The organism is Paenibacillus sp. J22P277 (genome assembly GCF_059383675.1).
This window is the reverse complement of sequence record NZ_JBXENS010000006.1, coordinates 251177-269249: the sequence shown is the minus strand read 5'-3', so window position 1 is coordinate 269249 and position 18073 is coordinate 251177. Positions and strand designations below refer to the sequence as shown.

Here is an 18073-nt window from a genome sequence, read left to right as displayed (position 1 = left end):
CATGGGAGTATATCCACACATGATAAGAGGAGGACTCCCCATGCGAACCGTCCGCAAGCCGCTTGCCCGCACCCACAACCGCACGGCTTATCTGTTTCTGCTGCCGTGGCTTGTCGGGTTTTTTTGCCTTACGCTGGGCCCGATGATCGGCTCGCTGTATCTGTCGTTCACGAAGTACAACCTGCTGGATTCGCCCCGTTGGACCGGATGGTCCAATTATAAGGAGATCTTTTCGAACGATCCCACGTTCTCCAATTCGCTCGTGCTGACGTTCAAGTACGTCCTGCTGTCCGTGCCGCTGCGCCTCGTCTTCGCCTTGCTCGTCGCCATGGCGCTGAACAAAGGCATTCGGGCGCTCGGCATCTATCGAACCGTCTATTACGTTCCGTCGCTGCTCGGAGGCAGCGTCGCCATCTCGATCGTCTGGCGGCAGATCTTCGACAGCGAGGGCGTCGTCAATACGTTTCTCGGCTGGTTCGGCATATCGGGCCCGTCCTGGATCGCCCATCCCGACTATCTGATCTACCCGATCGTCGCGCTGTCGGTGTGGCAGTTCGGTTCGGCGATGGTCATCTTCCTGGCGGGGCTCAAGCAGATTCCCGCCGACCTGTACGAGGCGTCCCAGGTGGACGGCGCGGGCAAGGCCCGCCAGTTCTTCAGCATATCGCTGCCGATGCTGACGCCGGTGCTCTTCTTCAACCTGATCATGAGCATCATCAACTCCTTCCAGGCGTTCACGCCCGCTTACGTCATCGGCGACGGACGGGGCGGTCCGCTCGACGCGTCGATGTTCTATACGCTCTATCTCTACCTGAAGGGCTTCGCGTATTTCGACATGGGCTATGCTTCCGCGCTCGCTTGGATCATGCTGCTCATCATCGCCGCGTTCACCGGGATCGTCTTCGCGACGTCGAGGTACTGGGTCTTCTACGGCGACGGCAAGGAGGGGAGATAAGCGCATGGTGACCATGAAATCGACGTATTCGGCGTTCGTCCGCCACGGAATCATCATCCTGCTGGGGCTGGCGATGCTGTACCCGGTCCTGTGGCTGCTCGCCAGCTCTTTCAAGCCCAACGCGGACATTTTCTCGGGCAGCGGCGGCTTATGGCCACATACGTTCACGCTCGATAATTACCGTCATGGCTGGAAAGGGTTCCAGGGGATCACCTTCGCGCGTTTCTTCGGCAACTCCGCGCTGATCTCGGTGCTCAGCGTGCTCGGCAACGTCCTGACCTGCTCGCTTGCCGCCTTCGCCTTCGCCCGTCTGGAGTTCAAGATGAAGAAGCTCTGGTTCGCGCTGATGCTCGTCACGATCATGCTGCCGTACCACGTGACGCTCGTGCCGCAATACATCATCTACAGCCAGCTGCACTGGATCAATACGTACCTGCCGCTGTTCCTGCCGAAATGGCTCGCGCATGATTCGTTCTTCATCCTGCTGATGGTGCAGTTCATCCGCGGCATTCCGCGGGAGCTCGACGAAAGCGCGACGATCGACGGCTGCAGCCAGCCGATGCTGTACGCCCGCATCATCTGGCCGCTGCTGCTTCCGGCGCTGATCACGACGGCGATCTTCACGTTTATCTGGTCGTGGGACGACTTCTTCAGCCAGATGATCTATATCAGCGACATCAAACTGTTCACGGTCCAGCTCGGCATCCGCGCGCTGTTCGACCCGTCGGGTTCGTCGGACTGGGGAGCGCTGCTCGCGATCTCGGTGCTGTCGCTGCTGCCGATCACCTTGATTTTCTTGATTTTCCAGCGTTACTTCCTGGACGGCATCGCCACGACGGGCCTGAAATAATCGCGTTCTTCGTCCGCGGTTCCGAAAAAAGTGATGACCAACAGCCGAAGGAATCACATTCAAGCCGGAGGCGATTCCAAGTAGGATGGGACTTGTAAGCGCTCTGCAAATTAACGGTTAAGGGGAGAAAGCATCATGAAGAAAAAAATGCTTATGCTCGGATTGGCGGCATTGACGGCCGTATCGCTTACCGCTTGCGGCAACTCGGGGGGCAATAACGGGAACGGCGCGAACAGCGCGAACGGCGGCGCGGGCAATGCGCCCGCGGCAACCCCGGACAACGGCGGAGAACAGCAGCAAGTCGAGCTGCGGATGATGTGGTGGGGCGACCAGAGCCGGGCGGACCTGACGAACAAAGCGATCGATCTGTTCGAGCAGAAGAACCCGAACATCAAGATCACCGGCGAATTCGGTCCGTCGGACGGCTACTTCGACAAGCTGAACACGCAGCTCGCGTCGGGCACGGCGCCGGATATCTTCTTCCTCGGCGGCAACGTCGTCGACTACGCGAACAAGGGCGTGCTGCTCGACCTCGGACCGTACGTCGGCAAGGATCTGAAGCTCGACGACATGGATCCGTCGATGAAAGAATACGGCACGCTGGACGGCAAGCTCGTCCATATCTCGGCCGGGGCGAACGCGCGCGGCATCGTCGTCAACAAGACGATGTTCGACAAAGCCGGCATCCCGGTGCCGCAGGACGGCTGGAGCTGGGACGATTACACCCGCATCAGCAAGGAAATCTCCGACAAGCTGGGCAAAGGCTACTACGGCACGTACAACTTCACGACGGACGGCCACGACATTTACCTGAAGCAGAACGGCAAACAGCTGTACGACATGGCGAACGGCAAGCTCGGCTTCGAGGAAGCGGACATCCTGCCATGGTTCCAATATTGGGATAAGACGGCCAAGGCCGGCGGAGTCGTAACGCCGGAGCTGCAAGTGTCCAACCCGCCGGCGGACGCGAGCAAATCGCTGATCGTCACGGGCAAAGCGGCGATGACGCTGCTGCCGTCCAACCTGCTCGGCTCGTTCCAAAGCGCGACGAAGGACGAACTGATCATGCTGCAGGTGCCGCGCGGCTCCAAGGGCACGGGCGTCGTGTTCGAATCGAGCCAAGGCCTCTCCGGCTACGCGAAGACCAAATACCCGAACGAAGTCGCCAAGCTGATGGACTTCTGGATCAACGATCCGGACGCGGCGCAAATTCTCGGCAACAACCGCGGCGTGCCCGTCACGTCGGCCAACCGCGAAGTGCTCGAAGCCAGCGCCGGCCCGACGGACAAGATCGTCTACGACTTCACGAGCCGCGTCTCCGAAGCGACGACGAAGGAGCCGTTCGCGGTCAGCTACAACCCTCCGGGCAACGCGGAGTTCATCAAGCTGTCGGACAATACGGTGCAGCTGATCGGCTTCGGCAAAGAAAGCGTGGATAAGGCGGCCGCCGATTTCTATGCCGGCACGGTGAAAATATTCGAGAGCAACAATCAATAATCGCAAGTGAGATAATCGGAATAAAGAAGTGAAAACCAACAAATCAAAGTGGCTGGAAAGCGGGGCGTTGCCGGTGAACGAACACGGATTGCTGAACAGGCTCAGGGAGCTTCGGACCGAGGAGAGAGTCGGGGAGCTCGGCAAAAGCTCCGATCGGGCCGTGCTGGACGAATGGCTCGGCTCCGGCGTCCGGTTCGCGGCTTCCGAAGGCAGGCTCGAAGCGGTCTACTATCGGGCGCTGCGACGGCTGCTCGATTGCATCGTGCCGACTCGCGGGGATGACCCGATCCTGCAGGAGGGCGGCGTCTACCACGGCTGCTGGCTGGAAAGCACGGGCACGATCAACGCGGAGCTGCTCTCTCGCTTCATGCCCGGCGTATCGGAGTCGACGTACCGTTCGTTCGCGGCGCATCAGCGCGAGGACGGCATGCTGCCGTACAAGATCACCGCGCAGGGCGCGGCGTTCCGTCAAATCCAACTGGTGACGCCGCTTGCCCGCAGCGTCTGGAACCATTACGCGCTGCACGGGCGGAACCGTGCGTTCCTGGAACCGATGTACCGGGCGATGGCACGGTACGATCAATGGCTCGCCGACAACCGCAATACGCGCGGCACCGGCTGCGTCGAAGCCTTCAGCGCGTTCGACACCGGGCACGACCTGTCGCCGCGTTTCTGGCATGTGCCCGACACGCCGCATCAAGACGACGCGTCCCGGTTCGATCCGGACTCGCCGGTGCTGCCGTTTCTGGCTCCCGACCTGACGGCCAACGTCTACTGCCAGCGTCTCTATCTGGGCAAGATGGCGGACGAATTGGGCGAGAACGGCGACGTCTGGCGCGGCAAGGCGCGGCAAAGCCTGGACAGCCTGATGCGCCATTGCTTCGACGAATCGGATCAGTTCTTCTACGATCGGGACCGGCATGACCGGTTCGTGCGCATCCAGTCGGACGTCCTCCTGCGCGTGATGGCGTGCGAGGTCGGCGACGGGGAGCTGTTCGATACGGCGCTGCGCAGGTACCTGCTCAATACGCGGAAGTTTTTCGCGAAGTATCCGTTCACGTCGATCGCCATGGACGATCCCAGGTATGATCCGCATTCTACCTACAACAGCTGGGCGGGGCCGTCGAATTTTCTCAGCCTGATCCGCACGCCGCATGCGTTCGAGCATCATCACCGCCATGTCGAGCTGACATGGGCGATGCAGCCGATCCTCTCGTCGTTCGCCAAGGCGGAGCGCTTCGCGCAGACGGTCAGCCCGTGGACCGGGGACGAAGGCTACACGGAGGCGTATTCGCCATCGATCCTATGCCTGCTCGACTTCGTGGAGCGGCTCTGCGGCATCCTGCCGACGACGGAAGGCGAGCTTTGGTTCACCGGGCTTGTCCCGGATGCGCGGGATCACGGCGAAGAGGTCGCGGGGGAGACGGCCTACGGCCGAACGGTGGACGGCGTCGCGTTCGAGCTGCTCAACCTGCGCGGCGTCTCCGAGCTCTATCGCGGCGGCAAGCTGCATATGACGTTCCCGTCCGGCGTCCGCATGATTACCGACCGGCAAGGACAGCTGCGCGGATTGCTCGGCATGAGCGCGCGGACGGTGGAGGGGTCGCTGAGCTGGGAAGGGCGCGAGCTGCCGTTCGCCGTGAAGGGCAATCAACTGCTGCGCTACGCCGACGGGCATTGGGAGAGCGGGCGCGATATCGGTTTGATCTATCCGACTTACGAGTAGAGGAGCGTACCGTCTTGAAGAGCGACGACATTCAAATCCGGGATCCGTTCGTGCTGCCGATCCCGGAAGAAGGCAAGTATTACCTGTTCGGCAGCACGGACAGCAACATCTGGGGACCGGGCACGGGGTTCGACGCTTACGTCAGCGCGGATCTCGCCGAGTGGGAAGGGCCGTTCCCCGTATTCCGGCCGCCGGCGGATTTCTTCGCGGACGCCAACTTCTGGGCGCCGGAGGTCTATGCCGGGAGCGGCCGGTATTATATGTTCGCGACGTTCCGGCGCAAGGACAACGGCCTGCTCGGCACGGCGGTGCTGGCCGCGGATCGCCCGCTCGGTCCGTTCCTGCCGCACAGCGCGGGGCCGGTCACCCCGGAGAGCTGGAGCTCGCTCGACGGCAGCCTGTTCGAGGACGAGGCAGGCGAGCCATGGATGGCGTTCTGCCATGAGTGGCAGCAGACCGGAGACGGCGAAGTATGCGCGGTTCGGCTCGGCGCCGACCTGCGGGAGGCAACGGGCGAGCCCGTCACGCTGTTCCGCGCGTCGGAAGCGCCATGGGCGACGCCTTACGTCTCCCCGCGTTATCCGGACACGGCGAATTATGTCACGGACGGCCCGTTTTTGTTTCGGGGCGATTCCGGGGCATTGTATATGCTGTGGGCAAGCTTCATCGACAATACGTATGCGCTTGGCGTCGCCCGATCGGAATCCGGCGGCATCGCAGGTCCTTGGATTCATCAGCCGGAGGCGCTTTACCGCAACGACGGCGGGCACGGCATGGTGTTCCGCGCGTTCGACGGCCGGCTGCTGCTGACCATTCACGCGCCGAACCGGACGCCGGACGAGCGGCCGCTGTTTCTGGAGATCGAAGAAAGCGGCGGACGAATCAGGCTTGCCGGGCGGACGCCGGAGTAAATAGCCGGTGCGTTACCCTCAATAAGGTGTCTGTATAGTTGCGTTTAAAGGTTGGCTGGACCGGTTGGCCGGTCATGCACGCAAAACGGGATTGTCCCCGAGGGTCCGTTACCGGATCGCTCGGGGGTATATCCCGTTTTTTTGCATGGCTGGAATTAATGCTTTGCATGGCCGCTTCGAAGGCGGCAGCGCCAAGCAGCGAGCTCGTCCTCGCCGCCGGAGGCAGGGAGGAGATCGCTTTTCCTTTGCCGAAACAGTACAATTGAATCCATAAACGCAGAACGGATCGCATGCCATAGATGAAGAAAGGTGATTTTGAATGACCGCAAGCAGCTTGAATCCGAAGGTCGATGCCTTCGTAAGCAGGTCGAAAAAGTGGAAGAACGAATACGAGAAACTGAGAGCGATCGTCCTTGATTGCGACCTCGCCGAAGAATTCAAATGGATGCATCCTTGTTATACGTATCAGGACAAAAACATCGTGCTGATCCACGGGTTCAAAGAATACGTCGCGCTGCTGTTCCACAAAGGCGCCTTGCTGAAAGACGCCCACGGCATCCTCGTCCAACAAACGGAGAACGTGCAGGCGGCGCGCCAGATCCGGTTCACGGACGTTCGGGAGATCATCGGCATGGAAGCGACCTTGCGCGCCTATATTTACGAAGCCATCGACGTGGAGAAAGCCGGTTTGGAAGTGGTGATGAAAACGAACGCCGAATACGCCGTTCCCGATGAATTTCAAGCGAAGCTCGACGAAGAGCCCGCCTTGAAAACGGCCTTCGAAGCGTTGACGCCCGGCCGGCAACGCGCCTATCTGCTGCATTTCTCCGAAGCCAAGCAAGCCAAAACCCGGGCATCGAGAGTTGAAAAATGGCTGCCGCATATTCTCTCCGGCAAGGGATTGAATGATCAATAATCATGGAACCATGCGAAAAGGCAACCGGGCGTCCGGTTGCCTTTATTATCGTCCTTCTGCCTCATCCGTTCCTCTTCGCTCACGGAACCTGAGGGGAGGTTCGTTGCGACAAGGAAGCCGTGGAGCTTCGCTCGACCAACGTGACCGGAACGACGACGCGGCCGGCAGGCTTCGTCCCTTTTTCCAGCCATTCCAGGATAAGCTCGGCCGCCTTCCGGCCGATTTCGTAAAAATTCTGGTCGATCGTGGAGATCGGCGTGCTCAGATGCTGCGTGATAGGGTTATTGTCGAATCCAAAGATAGACAGGTCCTCCGGAACGCGAATCCCAAGCTCCAGCGCGTATTTGAGCATGGAGGCGGCGATTAGGTCGTTCTCGACCTGGACCGCGGTGACTTCGGAAGCCCGGTAGAATGCGAGCAAGTTATGAAAAAACGGCTCGGAGCCGATCGCCAATGAATCCGTCCTCGCTCCAAGCTTCACCAGATCGTCTTGAAGGGGTTTACCATGATCCTTCAAGGCCCGGCAGTACCCGAAGTACCGCTCCCGTACGGTAGAAGCGGATTCAATGCTGACCCCGGACAAAAAGGCGATATTCCGATGCCCCCATCCAATCAGCTTGGAGACCGAACGGTAAACGCCTCCAAAATTATCCGAGACGACGCCGCAGATCGGCATGCCCTCGATGTATTTGTCGATCGTGACGATCGGGTAATCGCTCAAGCAAAACTGGTTCAGGATCTCGAAGTTGGAACGGTCATCGAAGGGATACAGAATAATCGCCGAGCTTCCCCTGTCTCTGATCGATTCCATCAGCGTCCGTTCGTGTTGAACGTCATACCCGCTATGGTGAATGCTCAAATAATATCCGTGCGCGTTAAGCAGATCGGAAGCTCCCCGGATATAACGAATCATGCCGCTTTCTTCGTCGTGGGGCAGAATCATCGAAACCACCTTGCCGGATTCCACCGTACGGGTTTCGCTCGAACCCCGATGATAACCTCTTACGAAGGTGCCTCTGCCTTGAATGCGGTAGATGTCTCCGGCGCGTTCCAATTCTTCCAGCGCTCTTCGCGTCGTAATTCGGCTAACGCCGTACAAGGTCGAGAGCTCGTATTCGGTAGGTATTTGATCGTCGGGCTTATAATCGCCGCGTTCGATTTTCTCTTTCAGCTCGTCCATGATGACGGAATAGAGCGGCTTTTGCTGCTTGGACAATCAATATCACATCCCATTTCAGTAAACCTGGCCGGGGTAGCAGGCCGTATTTTCCATGCCGCGTTCATCGTACGGTTATTTATAGTTTACCTCAAATCGGATGACCGCACAGCATAAATACGTTCGCGCACGGCATAAACGCGTTCAGGACAAGCGCGAGGACTTGTCCTGAACAAAAATGCGTTTAGATTGCGTTGTTATAGCGGTCGTATTGCTGTTTCTTGATCTCCAGGTACTTCTGCGCGCCCATCTTGTCGAGCGTCTTCACGTACGTCTCCCAATCGCCGTCGAAATTCGCTTGACCCGTCACGAACTTCACGCGCATTTCTTTGATGTATTTATTAATGTCCGTGAGGATGGCGGCCTGGTCCTTGCTTTCCTCCGTCGTCGGGATAAAGTCCGGCCAAATGTCCTGCGGCAGAAACGCGGCCAATTCCTTCGTATCCGTTTTGAAATCGTCCGCCACGGTTTTGCCCTTCACTTCGGAACGAAGATCGGCCGACGGTTCCACGTACGGATATCCGCCCCCGTACACGTTGTCGACGTATTGGAAGGCGCCCAGCTGAATGCCGCCCTTGTAGTCGAGGATCTCGTCGATATACTGCGGCTTGCCGTTCACCGTCTTGTACGTCTCGCCTTCGAGCCCCAGATAACCGAATTTCGAGCCTTCCTCCCCGTAGAAGTAATCGACCCATTCCAGCGTTTCCTCCGGGTGCTTGTTGGATTTCGTGATGGTAAACGAAGAAGTGCCGCGCGTCATCGGGTCCATCCAGTTGACGACTTTATCGCCGCTTGGCCCTTCCAATACGTTGATGCCGATAAAGTTCTTCGGGCCTTCCGAGCCGATATATGCCGGATCCGCCCAAGAGAAGGCGCCTACCTTATCCTTCGCCGCATCGGCCGCCCATTGCGCGTATTCGTAGCCGGAATAATTCAGCTTCGGCAGTATTCCTTCATTATATAGCTTATTCATGTATTTCCAGACTTCCTTGTATTTCGGATCGTTGAACACGAGCTTCAATTGATCGTCTTTGTCCTTGTAGATCCAGCTTTGCGCGGCCTTCAAACCGCCGTTGCCCAGTCCGAAGCTGCCGAGAAGCTGGCGTTCGAACATGGAATTGACGAAGTTGGACGGCATGACCCAGCCCATCTCGTCGGTTGCGTCTCCGTTGCCGTTCGCGTCTTCGTCGATGAACGCCTTCAGCACGTCGTTCAGTTCGTCCGTCGTCTTCGGTACTTGAAGACCGAGGCGGTCGAGCCAGGTTTGATTGATATAAAGCCGAATCGACCGGTAGGGGAGCGCTTCGTCGATATACGGGAGCGAATAGATGTGTCCGTCGGGCATGGTCAACGTTTTTTTGATGTCGGGGTGATCGTCGAACAGCTTTTTCAGGTTCGGCGCATGGGTCTCGATCATATCCTCGAGCGGAACGAACAGGCCTTGCCCGCCGTACTTGATCAATTCGTCGTTGCTGAAGCCGGTTTGATAGAACGCATCCGGCAGCTTGCCCGATCCGAGGATAATATTCTTGCGCTCGACCGCGCTTTCCCCGGGCAGCTCCTCCCATTCGACGTGGATGCCCGTCTTTTCCTCGTACTTTTTCCACATCCATAAATCCTTGGAGGCCGGGTGGACATCGGTAAAGCTGTCGCGTACCATGGCGAGCGTAATGTTGCCCGATGTCTCGGCGTTCTCCCCGGAATTGGCAGGCGCTTCATTCTTGCTGCATCCGGATAAGCAGGTCGCTGCAACGAGGCAGCCGGCAGTCGCGATCTTCAGACGATTGTTCATGTGGTGGAACCTTCCTCTCATATCGATTGATAAGATCTATGTGGACCAGGGGCCGAAGGAATCAGCCTTTAATGGCGCCGACCATAATGCCTTTCTCGAAAAACTTGGACAGCATCGGATAGAATACCAGCAGCGGCAGCGAGGAGACCACGACAATGGCGTATTTGATTCCTTCCCGGGCGATCATGCGATCGCCGTATTGGTCGTCGACCGCGACCGTCAGCATTTCCTTAAGGCTGTTTTGGATCAGAATCTCCCGCAAGATGAGCTGCAGGGGATACTTCTCGCGATCGGATATGTAAATAAGCGCATCGAAATAGGAATTCCAATGCCCGACCCCGTAAAACAAGATCATCACGGCGATGATCGGCGTAGACAGCGGCAGCACGATCTTATAGAGGAGTCGCAGATCGCCGCAGCCGTCCGCATAAGCGCTTTCTTCCAGCTCATGCGGAATCTGCGTCTGGAAGTAGGTCCGCATGATGATCAGGTTGAACGCGCTGATGGCCCCGGGCAGGACCAAAGCCCAGATGGTATTCACGATTCCGAGGGACTGGTTAACCAGATAGCCGGGAATAAGCCCTCCGCTGAAAAACATGGTGAACGTGAAGAGAAAGGTGAACGCGTGCTTGCCGAAAAATCGGCGGCGGGACAGCGGATAAGCGCCGAGTATGGTCATGATCACATTGATGCTCGTCCCCACGCAGGTGTACAGGATCGTGTTCCTGTAGCCGACCCAGATATCGCGGTTCTCGAATATCGCGGAATAGCTTTGCATCGTAAATCCTTTCGGCCAGAGCAGAAGCGGGTTGTCGAACATTTGCCTGGGGTCCGACATGGACGCGAACAGCACGAACAAGAGCGGATACAGGATAAGGCCGGATATGCACAGGACGAGAAGCAGATTGACGGCGTCGAACAGCTTCTCGCCCGGCGTTCGTTTAATATTGCTCAGCATGGGCTTGCACCTCCCGTTACCATAGACTTGTCTGACCGGCCCGCTTGGCGATGGCGTTAAACGTCAGAAGCAGCACGAAATTGATGACATTGTTGAACAAACCGACGGCTGCGGAGAAGCTGTACTGGGCATCGAGAATACCGCTTTTGTACATATAGGTCGAGATCACCTCCGACGTGCTCAAGTTCATATCGGTCTGCATCAGCAGCACCTTCTCGAAGCCGACATTCATGATCCCGCCGATGCTGAGTATCGAGAGGATGACGATGGTCGGAAGAATGCTAGGCAGCGTCACATGCCAGATGCGCCGGAATTTATTCGCTCCGTCGATGTATGCCGCCTCGTATTGGTCGGGCGATATGCCGGACATGGCTGCCGTGTAGATCAAGGACGCCCAGCCGATGCCCTGCCACAGGCCGGACCATACGAACAAGTGCCAGAAGTAACCGGGTTCGGCGAGAAAATCGATCTTGCTGCCGTTGAACGATCCGAGCAATGCATTGATGACGCCGTTGGTGGGAGAGATGAAGAAGAACAGGATGCCTACCGCAACGATGACCGAGATGAAGTGCGGCGCATAGGAAATGGTTTGTACGAGGGTTTGAAAACGTTTATTGCGAAATTCATTGAACATAAGGGCGAGAATAATGGGCGCCGGGATTCCGACGAGCAGACCGTACAGGCTGATGCCAAGCGTGTTTTTGAGGATGGTCCAGAAATAGTAAGCATTGAAGAAGCGATTAAAATGCTCGAGCCCCACCCAGGGGCTGCCCCCGATTCCGAGCGCCGGCATGTAATCCTTGAAAGCGATCTGAATGCCGTACAACGGCCAGTAGTGCCAAATCACGAAATAAAAGAAGGCCGGCGAAATGATGAGATAGAGTCCGAGATTTCGTTTCAATCGTTTGGATACATCATTCAGCTTGGACTTGTACGCCGGTGGTCGCCGCATAGCCAGTTCATGATTCGCTTCCATATGTCAGGTTATCTCCCATCTTTTAAATGTTATGACAATAATAGCACTTGAATATCTAGTTGTATATAACAAATTAGTCGCTACCTGACGCTACCAAAGTGCCATATCGATCGCAAATAGCGTCGGCAACGCCTGGCAGGAGAACGATTGAAAGCGGCGAGAGATAGCTAGTTTGGAAGGACTGAATTTCGATCTCCTTTCAAGACGAATTTCCCAATTTTATGTTGTTATAGGCCGAAGATCCTGTAGGGACCTGTTGAAAAATCTTGTTTTTTGTCTTATTTGTTAATACTTGACAGTATTTTAATCTAGCATTAAGATATGGCATATGATTAAGGGAGTGGAAACGGAAGTTTTATGTTCTCTTATCTATGAAACAAATGTTAGGTTTGCGTCATTGTGAGCATTATCGATATATCTCTATACCGTCAGGGGGATTCCGGTGAACGAGGAATTATTGCGCATTGAACATCTGACAACGTCTTTCCGCATCGGAGACGATTACTATGCGGCCGTAGACGACGTATCGTTGACGGTAAGAAAAAACGAAATTCTGGCGATCGTAGGCGAGTCCGGTTCGGGCAAGAGCGCGCTGGCCTTTTCGATCATGGGCCTGCATACGAGGGCGAGGATCGAGGGGAGCATTCATTACAACGGACAAGATATCGCCCATCTTCCGCCGTCCAACCTGAACCGGCTGCGGGGCAATGAACTGGGCATGATCTTTCAGGATCCTTTATCGGCCTTGAACCCGCTTATGGCTGTCGGCTCCCAGATCGACGAGGTCATCTTCCTCCATCATCCGAAGCGATCGGCGAAGGAAAGAAAACGGAGCGTCATCGACCTGCTCGAGAAAGTAGGCATTCCTCGCCCGGAGCATACCTACGGCCTGTTTCCCCACGAGCTGTCCGGCGGGATGCGGCAGCGGATCGTCATCGCCATCGCCATCGCGAACGAACCGAAGCTGCTGATCGCCGACGAGCCGACGACGGCGCTCGACGTCACCATCCAATTGCAGATCCTTGAGCTCATCAAACGGTTAAAGGAGGACAGCGAGGCGGGCGTGGTTCTGATTACCCACGATTTGGGCGTGGTCGCCGAGATGGCGGACCGCGTCGCGGTCATGTATGCCGGACAAATCGTCGAAATCGCCGACATCTACACCCTGCTCTCCGATGCCCGGCATCCGTATACCAGATCGCTGCTGCAGTCCATACCGTCCGCGGGAGAAGCGAAATCGAAGCTCCACGTGATTCAAGGGATCGTTCCGTCCCTGCAGCATCTTCCCCGTCAAGGCTGCCGCTTTCGCGGGCGCATTCCCTGGATCGACGAGTCCGCGCACGAGGAGCAGCCGAGCATGCACGAGATCGCGCCCGGCCACATTGTCAGATGCACCTGCCATAAGAACTTCCGCTTCCCCAATCGCAAAGAGGAGAGTGCTCGTCTTGCCATTACTTGAGGTCCAGGATTTAAAAGTCCATTTTCCGGTACGCGGCGGAATATTCAACCGGAAGCTCCGCTCGATCAAGGCGGTAGACGGCATTCGGCTCTCCATCGAGCAGGGCAGAACCTACGGCCTCGTGGGCGAGTCCGGCTCCGGGAAAACAACGACCGGCCGCGCGATTATCGGGCTGCATCCGATCACCTCGGGCACGGTCCTCTTCGAAGGGCAGCCGATCTTCGGCGACGGGCTGCGCGGCCATACCGGCTTCCGCAAGGACATTCAAATGATTTTCCAAGATCCGTACTCTTCGCTGAACCCCAAGAAGCGCGTCCTCGACATTGTCGCCGAGCCGCTGCGCAATTTCGAGAAGCTGTCCGCGCGGGAAGAGAAGCGCCGGGTGGAGCAGCTGCTGGAGCAGGTCGGTTTAAGCCCGGAAACGATTCATAAATACCCGCATCAATTCTCGGGCGGCCAGCGGCAGCGGATCGGCATCGCGAGGGCGATCGCGCTCAAGCCGAAGCTCATTATCGCCGATGAGCCGGTCTCGGCGCTGGACGTATCCGTACAAGCCCAAGTGCTGAATTTCCTGCAAGAGATACAGGAGCGGCTGCAGCTTACCTATCTCTTCATAAGCCATGACCTTGGGATCATCCGGCATATGTGCGATCACATCGGCATCATGTACAAGGGCCGTTACGTCGAGCAAGGCACGACGGCGGATATTTTCGACAATCCGCAGCACATCTATACCAAGCGGCTCATCACGGCCATACCGGACATGGATCCCTCGAAGCGGGAGCGGCTGCGCAAGTTCCGCCAGGCCGTGAAGACGGAGTACGAGCAGGCGTATGACCGTTATTTCGATGCGGACGGCTTGGCGTACCCGCTGCGCCCCGTGTCGGAGACGCATCTTGCGGCTTTGCCCGAGAAGGGGTGACGGCGATGTGGAAGACTACGGCGCGAAGAATGACCATCATGGTACCTCAAATCGTATTGTTAAGCATTCTCGTCTTCCTGCTTGCCAAGGCGATGCCGGGAGACGCCTTGACGGGTCTGCTGGATCCGAGCATCGATCCGGCGGCGCTGGATGAGCAGCGGGAGCGGCTTGGGCTCAATAATCCCTGGTACGTGCAGTACTGGGATTGGGCCGTGAAGGCGCTGCAAGGCGATTTCGGCCAGTCCTTCCGCTTCAAAATGCCGGTTTCCGACTTGATCGGGCAGCGGATGATGAACACGATTTGGTTATCGCTCCTCACCCTTGCGCTTACCTATCTGATCGCGATTCCGCTCGGCATTATCAGCGGCCGTTATCATGATACCTGGGCCGACCGCGCGATCACGGGCTATACCTATCTAGGCTTCGCGGCGCCGCTGTTTATTTTCGCGCTGATCATGCTGTGGGTGTTCGGCTTTCATTTCGGCTGGTTCCCGACCGAAGGAAGCGTCGCGCCGGGCACGGCTTCGGGCTCTTTGGCCTATGTCATGAGCAAAATCTATCATATCCTGCTGCCGGCCTTATCCATGGCGCTCATCACGACGGTGACGACCGTGCAGTATTTGCGGAGCGAAATCATCGATACGAAACAGAAGGATTTCATCATTACCGCGAGAGCGAAAGGGGCCTCGGAGACCCGCGTCTACAACCGGCATATTTTACGCAACTCGTTATTGCCGATCGCCGCTTTTTTCGGCTATGAGATTACCGGCCTGATCGGGGGTACGGTGTTCATCGAGAGCATTTTCAGCTATCCGGGAATGGGGCAGCTGTTCCTAAGCTCGATTTCCCTGCGGGATTTCAGCGTCGTCACGGCGCTGGTGCTCTTATACGGCGCGGCTTCCATTCTCGGCGCATTGCTTTCGGATACGATCTTAAGTTTCGTCGATCCGCGGATTCGAATCAAATAAGAACTCGGGACCATGAGGTGAAATGGAATGGAACAGGCATATGCGAACAATCCGGCACCGCCCGCGGCACCCGTGACGCCGCCGCAGGATGCGGAGAAAAGCCCGTCCGGCTGGAAAATTCTTTGGCGGGAGATCGTTCGGGATAAGATCGCGCTGGCTTCGTTGATTTTTCTGGGCGCCGTCATCTTGCTCGTCTATGGGGTCTCGATCGTATTGGATCAAGAACAAATCGTGACCGTGGACCTATTCGCGCTGAATAAGCCGCCTTCCGCGAAATTCTGGCTGGGCACCGATTACGGAGGACGGGACGTATTCGGCCAGCTTATTATCGGGACTCGCAACTCCTTGTCGATCGGCATTCTCGTCACGCTGCTTACCGGATTGATCGGCATTCTGATCGGGCTGGTATCCGGTTATTTCGGCGGACTCATCGATAACGTTTTCATGCGCTTCGTCGATTTCTTCATGATCCTGCCCACCTTGATGGTCGTCATTGCCTTCGTGACGGCGGTCCCGAATTACGGCATCGTCTCGTTCTCCCTGATCATGACCGCCTTCCTCTGGATGGGGATCGCCAGGTTAATCCGTTCCAAAGCGCTGCAGGAGAGGGAGCTGGAGTACGTGCAGGCTTCGCGAACGGTAGGTTCCTCGCATCTGAAGATCATGTTCGCGCAGGTGCTGCCGAACCTGAGCTCGATCATTATCGTGACGATGACCTTGAATTTGGCGGCGAATATCGGCTTGGAGTCCGGCTTGTCCTTCCTCGGGTTCGGTTTCCCCGAAAGCACGCCCAGCCTGGGCACGTTGGTCAGCTATGCCACGAACCCGCAAACGCTGGAATTCAGATGGTGGATATGGTTACCCGCATCGATACTGATTCTGGTATTGATGCTGTGCATAAATAACGTCGGTCAAGCGTTGAAGCGCGCGACGGACGCCAGACAGCGGAAAGGGTAAAGAAGCAACCAATCTGTTAGGAGGAGTTTGATTGAAGATGAAACCAGGATTGACAAGGTCGTTTTTCATGCCGCTGCTGCTTGTATTTGCGCTCATGCTCGCCGCCTGCTCCAACAACGGGAACACGAACGCGACGAACGCTCCGGCGGAGACGGAGGAGGAGGCCGGCACGACTCCGGCAGAGGGGGAGGAAAGCACGACGCCCGCGGAGAACGAAAAGCCGGCCCCGGACGACGGTCTATATTCGATCGACGATTTCAGCAACGTGAAGAAAAACGAAGGCGAACCGATCAAAGGCGGCTCGATCACCTTCGGTCTCGTATCCGATACCCCGTTCGAAGGCACGCTGAACTGGAACTTCTATTCCGGCGACCCGGACGCGCAGGTACTCAGCTGGTTCGACGAAGGGCTGCTCACTTGGGATAAGAGCTACGTGTATACGAATGACGGCGCGGCTACATACGAAGCGTCGGAGGACGGACGCACGTTCACGTTCACCATCAAGGACAACGTCAATTGGCAGGACGGCAAGCCGGTGACCGCCGAGGACTGGCTGTTCGCGCACGAGGTGATCGGCAATCCCAAATACGACGGTCCGCGTTACGACTCCAACTTCATCAATATCGTCGGGATGAAGGAATACCATGAAGGCAAGGCGAAAACGATCTCCGGCATCGAAGTGCTGGGCGAGAAGAAGCTGAAGATCACGTACGTGCAATCCACGCCTTCCTTATTGACCGGGGGCATCTGGACGTATCCGCTCGCGAAACATATTTTCGGCAATATGCCGGTCGAGAAAATCTCCTCGTCTCCCGAAGTGCGCGAAAAGCCGATCGGCTTCGGACCGTACAAGGTCGAGAGCATCGTGCCGGGCGAGTCGGTCGTTTTCGTCAAAAACCCGGATTACTGGCGCGGCGAACCCAGCTTGGATAAAGTCGTCCTCAAGGTCATTAATCCGACCACGGTCATTCAGCAGCTGGAAAGCGGCGGCGTCGATCTCGTCGATTCCTTCCCGGTCAACCAGTATCCGGACAATGCGGATATGTCGAACGTCGAATATCTGGGTACCATTGACCGTGCCTATACGTACATCGGCTTTAAGCTGGGGACATGGGATGCGAAGGCCGGAAAGGTCGTTCCGAATGAAAAAGCCAAAATGGCCGACGTGAACTTGCGGAAAGCGATGTGGCAGGCCGTAGACAACGACCAAGTCGGCAAGCAGTTCTATCACGGCTTGCGCTGGAACGCGACGACGCTGATTCCGCCTTCTCATCCGGATTATCACGATTCCGCGAATCCGGGCGTCAAATTCGATCCCGAAGCGGCAAAAAAATTATTGGACGACGCCGGGTACAAAATGAACGGCGAATACCGTACCAAGCCGGACGGCAGCGAGCTGGTCATTAACTTCATCTCGATGACCGGCGACGATATCGCCGAACCGCTGGCCCAATATTACGTGCAGTCGTGGAAAGCGATCGGATTGAACGTTCAGCTGGAAATGGTCGAATTCAACACCTTCTACGACCGCGTCGGCGCGAACGGCGAAGACGATCCGAAGGTCGACGTGTACCAAGGCGCGTGGGGCGTCGGCATCGATGTCGATCCCGCGGGCTTGTACGGACCCGACGCCATCTACAACTTCCCGCGGTATCAAAGCGACGAACAGGATAAATTGCTTGCCGAAGGCATCTCGAAGGAAGCGTTCGACGTGAAGGTTCGCCAAGGGATTTACAAGGAGTGGCAGCAGTTGATGGTGAATGAAATTCCGGTGTTCCCGACGCTCTATCGCGCCGTGCTCGTACCGGTGAATAAGCGGATTCTCAACTACGCGATCGGGGACGGAACCGGCATCTATCTCTACCAGCTTGCGGTCTCGCAGGATAAACCGGTCGTAGCGGAAAAATAAAGGAGCAGGAATCGAAACAGCCTTAGGCCGGCACTTTGCCGAACTAAGGCTGTTTCGCTTT

The 18073-nt window shown here is 57.0% G+C and carries 15 protein-coding genes; 11 read left to right on the top strand and 4 right to left on the bottom strand.

Annotation, left to right across the window (positions count from 1 at the left end; translation table 11 throughout):
* Nucleotides 1-40: 40 nt before the first annotated feature.
* The 6 genes from AC50YL_RS22130 to AC50YL_RS22105 all read left to right on the top strand — a co-directional run bounded on the left by AC50YL_RS22130 (nucleotide 41) and on the right by AC50YL_RS22105 (nucleotide 6855).
* Complete coding sequence (locus AC50YL_RS22130) at nucleotides 41-955, top strand: carbohydrate ABC transporter permease (protein ID WP_494834784.1); 915 nt, start codon at nucleotides 41-43, stop codon at nucleotides 953-955.
* A 4-nt stretch (nucleotides 956-959) separates the two neighbouring features.
* Nucleotides 960-1805: a carbohydrate ABC transporter permease gene (locus tag AC50YL_RS22125; protein WP_494834783.1), complete on the top strand. Its 846-nt coding sequence runs from the start codon at nucleotides 960-962 to the stop codon at nucleotides 1803-1805.
* Between the two features lie 135 nt (nucleotides 1806-1940).
* The gene (locus tag AC50YL_RS22120; RefSeq protein ID WP_494834781.1) at nucleotides 1941-3302 is read left to right on the top strand and encodes an ABC transporter substrate-binding protein; all 1362 of its coding nucleotides are present in this window, start codon (nucleotides 1941-1943) and stop codon (nucleotides 3300-3302) included.
* Between the two features lie 28 nt (nucleotides 3303-3330).
* A complete protein-coding gene (locus AC50YL_RS22115; RefSeq protein ID WP_494834779.1) occupies nucleotides 3331-5028 on the top strand; it encodes an MGH1-like glycoside hydrolase domain-containing protein in 1698 nt (565 codons plus the stop codon).
* 14 nt (nucleotides 5029-5042) lie between these two features.
* A complete protein-coding gene (locus AC50YL_RS22110) occupies nucleotides 5043-5939 on the top strand; it encodes a glycoside hydrolase family 43 protein (RefSeq protein ID WP_494834778.1) in 897 nt (298 codons plus the stop codon).
* A gap of 319 nt (nucleotides 5940-6258) precedes the next feature.
* A complete protein-coding gene (locus tag AC50YL_RS22105; protein WP_494834777.1) occupies nucleotides 6259-6855 on the top strand; it encodes a YdeI/OmpD-associated family protein in 597 nt (198 codons plus the stop codon).
* A gap of 79 nt (nucleotides 6856-6934) precedes the next feature.
* On the opposite strand, the gene AC50YL_RS22100 is transcribed toward AC50YL_RS22105, so the two are convergent.
* The 4 genes from AC50YL_RS22100 to AC50YL_RS22085 all read right to left on the bottom strand — a co-directional run bounded on the left by AC50YL_RS22100 (nucleotide 6935) and on the right by AC50YL_RS22085 (nucleotide 11773).
* Nucleotides 6935-8071 (bottom strand): GntR family transcriptional regulator, encoded by a 1137-nt coding sequence (locus AC50YL_RS22100; protein WP_494834775.1) that lies wholly within the window; start codon nucleotides 8069-8071, stop codon nucleotides 6935-6937.
* Between the two features lie 184 nt (nucleotides 8072-8255).
* A complete protein-coding gene (locus AC50YL_RS22095; RefSeq protein ID WP_494834774.1) occupies nucleotides 8256-9863 on the bottom strand; it encodes an extracellular solute-binding protein in 1608 nt (535 codons plus the stop codon).
* A gap of 61 nt (nucleotides 9864-9924) precedes the next feature.
* Entirely contained in the window at nucleotides 9925-10821 is an 897-nt protein-coding gene (locus tag AC50YL_RS22090; protein WP_494834772.1) for a carbohydrate ABC transporter permease, read from the bottom strand.
* Nucleotides 10822-10837: 16 nt separating this feature from the next.
* Complete coding sequence (locus AC50YL_RS22085; protein ID WP_494835276.1) at nucleotides 10838-11773, bottom strand: ABC transporter permease; 936 nt, start codon at nucleotides 11771-11773, stop codon at nucleotides 10838-10840.
* A 466-nt stretch (nucleotides 11774-12239) separates the two neighbouring features.
* Here AC50YL_RS22085 and AC50YL_RS22080 point away from each other — a divergent pair, with 466 nt between their 5' ends.
* From AC50YL_RS22080 to AC50YL_RS22060, 5 genes are read left to right on the top strand one after another with little or no spacing between them, the layout of a single operon-like run.
* On the top strand, nucleotides 12240-13256 hold the full coding sequence (locus AC50YL_RS22080) for an ABC transporter ATP-binding protein (protein ID WP_494834770.1): 1017 nt from the start codon (nucleotides 12240-12242) through the stop codon (nucleotides 13254-13256).
* Entirely contained in the window at nucleotides 13243-14178 is a 936-nt protein-coding gene (locus AC50YL_RS22075; RefSeq protein ID WP_494834768.1) for an ABC transporter ATP-binding protein, read from the top strand. Before AC50YL_RS22080 ends, AC50YL_RS22075 begins: the two co-directional genes overlap by 14 nt.
* Nucleotides 14179-14183: 5 nt before the next feature.
* Nucleotides 14184-15146 (top strand): oligopeptide ABC transporter permease, encoded by a 963-nt coding sequence (gene opp4B / locus AC50YL_RS22070; RefSeq protein ID WP_494834767.1) that lies wholly within the window; start codon nucleotides 14184-14186, stop codon nucleotides 15144-15146.
* 27 nt (nucleotides 15147-15173) lie between these two features.
* Complete coding sequence (locus tag AC50YL_RS22065; RefSeq protein WP_494834766.1) at nucleotides 15174-16103, top strand: ABC transporter permease; 930 nt, start codon at nucleotides 15174-15176, stop codon at nucleotides 16101-16103.
* A gap of 37 nt (nucleotides 16104-16140) precedes the next feature.
* Complete coding sequence (locus AC50YL_RS22060) at nucleotides 16141-18012, top strand: oligopeptide ABC transporter substrate-binding protein (RefSeq protein ID WP_494835274.1); 1872 nt, start codon at nucleotides 16141-16143, stop codon at nucleotides 18010-18012.
* Nucleotides 18013-18073: the final 61 nt, after the last annotated feature.